This is a genomic window from Paraglaciecola sp. 20A4 (genome assembly GCF_011378905.1).
Lineage (GTDB): Bacteria > Pseudomonadota > Gammaproteobacteria > Enterobacterales > Alteromonadaceae > Paraglaciecola.
The window spans coordinates 1-2472 of record NZ_WTPY01000063.1; the positions used below are offsets into that span (position 1 = coordinate 1).

The 2472-nt window shown below is 41.7% G+C and carries 2 pseudogenes; both read right to left on the reverse strand.

Features of this window, described 5'->3' with window-relative positions:
* Window positions 1-634 precede the first annotated feature (634 nt).
* Window positions 635-1280, reverse strand: a pseudogene (locus GQS54_RS23385) (IS630 family transposase); the annotation flags it as partial.
* Window positions 1281-1295: 15 nt separating this feature from the next.
* Window positions 1296-2067: pseudogene (locus GQS54_RS23390) on the reverse strand (IS630 family transposase); the annotation flags it as partial.
* Window positions 2068-2472 lie beyond the last annotated feature (405 nt).

Consider the following 2472-nt stretch of genomic DNA (forward strand, 5'->3'; position numbering starts at 1 on the left):
ATTTTTGACGTTAATCTCAAACTGAATCTGCAAACTAAACTGGCCTGCATCACGCTAACCACTTGACTCCGAAGAGTACGCAATTACCTGGGTAAACCCAGTGTCGGTGCAGCTGTTTTAGCGGCTGTCCCGAAGCGAGAGGCGCATTATAGAGATCCAAACTGACAGCGCAACCCTTTATTTAATAAAAATGTTTGAATGCTGGTTTTGTGCGCGATCTGTCTAAAATTGAAACATTTCGCTTCAAATTGAAGACTATTCTCTGACATCAGTGTCAGATATGTTATGCGTATTAACGGAAAATGATTGAATATAAACCTAATAGCATGCGGCTTACTCAAGCAAACGCTATATTTGGTCAGTGATAAAGCAGCAAAAATGCTCAGCTTTATACCAAATAGAGTAATCAGTCTGGGCAAGGATACCTATTAACTGGCCACTATTATGACGATGACAACGCAGCGTATAAATATCTTATTATTTAAAAGTGAATTAATGGGGACCGTAAACATGCGTATTATAGATTCGGTAACTACATTGATAACTACAAATGTTATACAAATATACGACTCTGTAGAATCAGCCTACGAATGGAGAACATAACTCGAGGATAAAGTAATACCAATCACATTAATTAACTAACCATATGAACCCAGCTTCGAGCACACAATTTCTTCACTTGTTGGATATCTGCTAAAAAGTGATTCGACGCATCTGAGCATGCATTCACAATGTCACTGTATCCATCAAAACAGCGATTGGCTAAAGGGTGCTGGCGGAGCCAACTCCATACTTGTTCTATTGGATTTAACTATGGCGAATATGCTGGGCGTTTTATAATACTCAGGTTAGTGAAATTCTTGGCGATATCATCTGTATGCCAACCTACACCATCTATGATCACTACCGCATGTCTTTCGGACGCCGTACGTTTACATATCAAATCAAGATGTTGTTGAATTATCTCTTTGTTAACCCAAGGTGCTATCAATGCTTCAGTTTCACCTGTTGCTGGGCATACTGCTGCAAATAAATAGACATACTCAAATTGCTGTTGCTTGACTACACGAGGCCGACTGCCTGTGCTTGCCCATTTACGCGTTGTTGTAATCTGCTGGCCAAACCTGGCTTCATCCTGAAACCAAATATGTACCCGGTCCAGCGACATATGCCCTGGGATCCTATTTATTAATTCAATTTCGAATTTTTTTAAACTCGTCTTGGGCTAATTGTGATTGCTTAGGATGTTTTGAACGACTGGTGATCCATGAAAAACCTAATGCCAATTACATTAATTAACTGACCATATTACTCCAGCTTCGGGCGCACAGTGTTTTTACGTGTTTGATATCGGCCACGAAGAGGTTCCATGCATCTGAGCATGCATTAACTATGTCACTGTATCCATTAAAACAGCGATTGGCTAAATGATGCTGGCGGAGCCAAGTCCATACTTGCTCTATTGAATTTAACTCAGGCGACTAGGGTGGGCGTTTTATAATGCTCATGTTAGTGAAATCCTTGGCGATATCATCTGTATGCCAACCTGCACTATCCATAATCACCACCGCATGTCTTTCGGACGCCTTACGTTTGGATTTCAAATCAAGATGTTGTTGCATTATCTCTTTGTTAACCCAAGGTGCTATCAATGCTTCAGTTTCACCTGTTGCTGGGCATACTGCTGCAAATAAATAGACATACTCAAATTGCTGTTGCTTGACTACACAAGGGCGACTGCCTGTGCTTGCCCATTTACGCGTTGTTGTAATCTGCTGGCCAAACCTGGCTTCATCCTGAAACCAAATATCTACTCGGTCCAGCGACATATGCCCTGGGATCCTATTTATTAATTCAATTTCGAATTTTTTTAAACTCGTCTTGGGCTAATTGTGATTGCTTAGGATGTTTTGAACGACTGGTGATCCATGAAAAACCTAACTCATGCATCATACGATAAATATTGGATATTTGGTAAGTGACTTCGAATTTATCAGCTAAGAATTTTTGTACATCAGACGCTTGCAGGCGCCCACCCGTATCTGACTGACTGAACTGTTCAATATAATTGGCTAACGCTTTAAGCTGCTTAGGCGTTAATTTGCATTGGCGTCCCGGTGGTGACTTGCTCTGTAAGCCAGATATACCCCATCTTTAGGAAAGTTGGCGACCCATTATATTGACACTGTCAGTGTACGGGCGTCCTGTGCTACTCGCGTATCGGATACCGCGTATTGGGACGACATTATTCCAGACGCTAAAAAAAAGGCTACCTCGGTCGCGGCGCGATTAAGGATAGCCCTTTCTTTATTGGGAGTCTGGCAGTCTCTTCCGCCAATATCGATTGTCCTAGGTATTTTTTCGCGCACAACGAAAAAAGCCACCCGATTAAGGTTAATGCCGATCAGTTAAGAAATATTTTAGCGATCGGTTGACCGATCCTCAGAACCGTTCAAAATCCGATGAGTCATT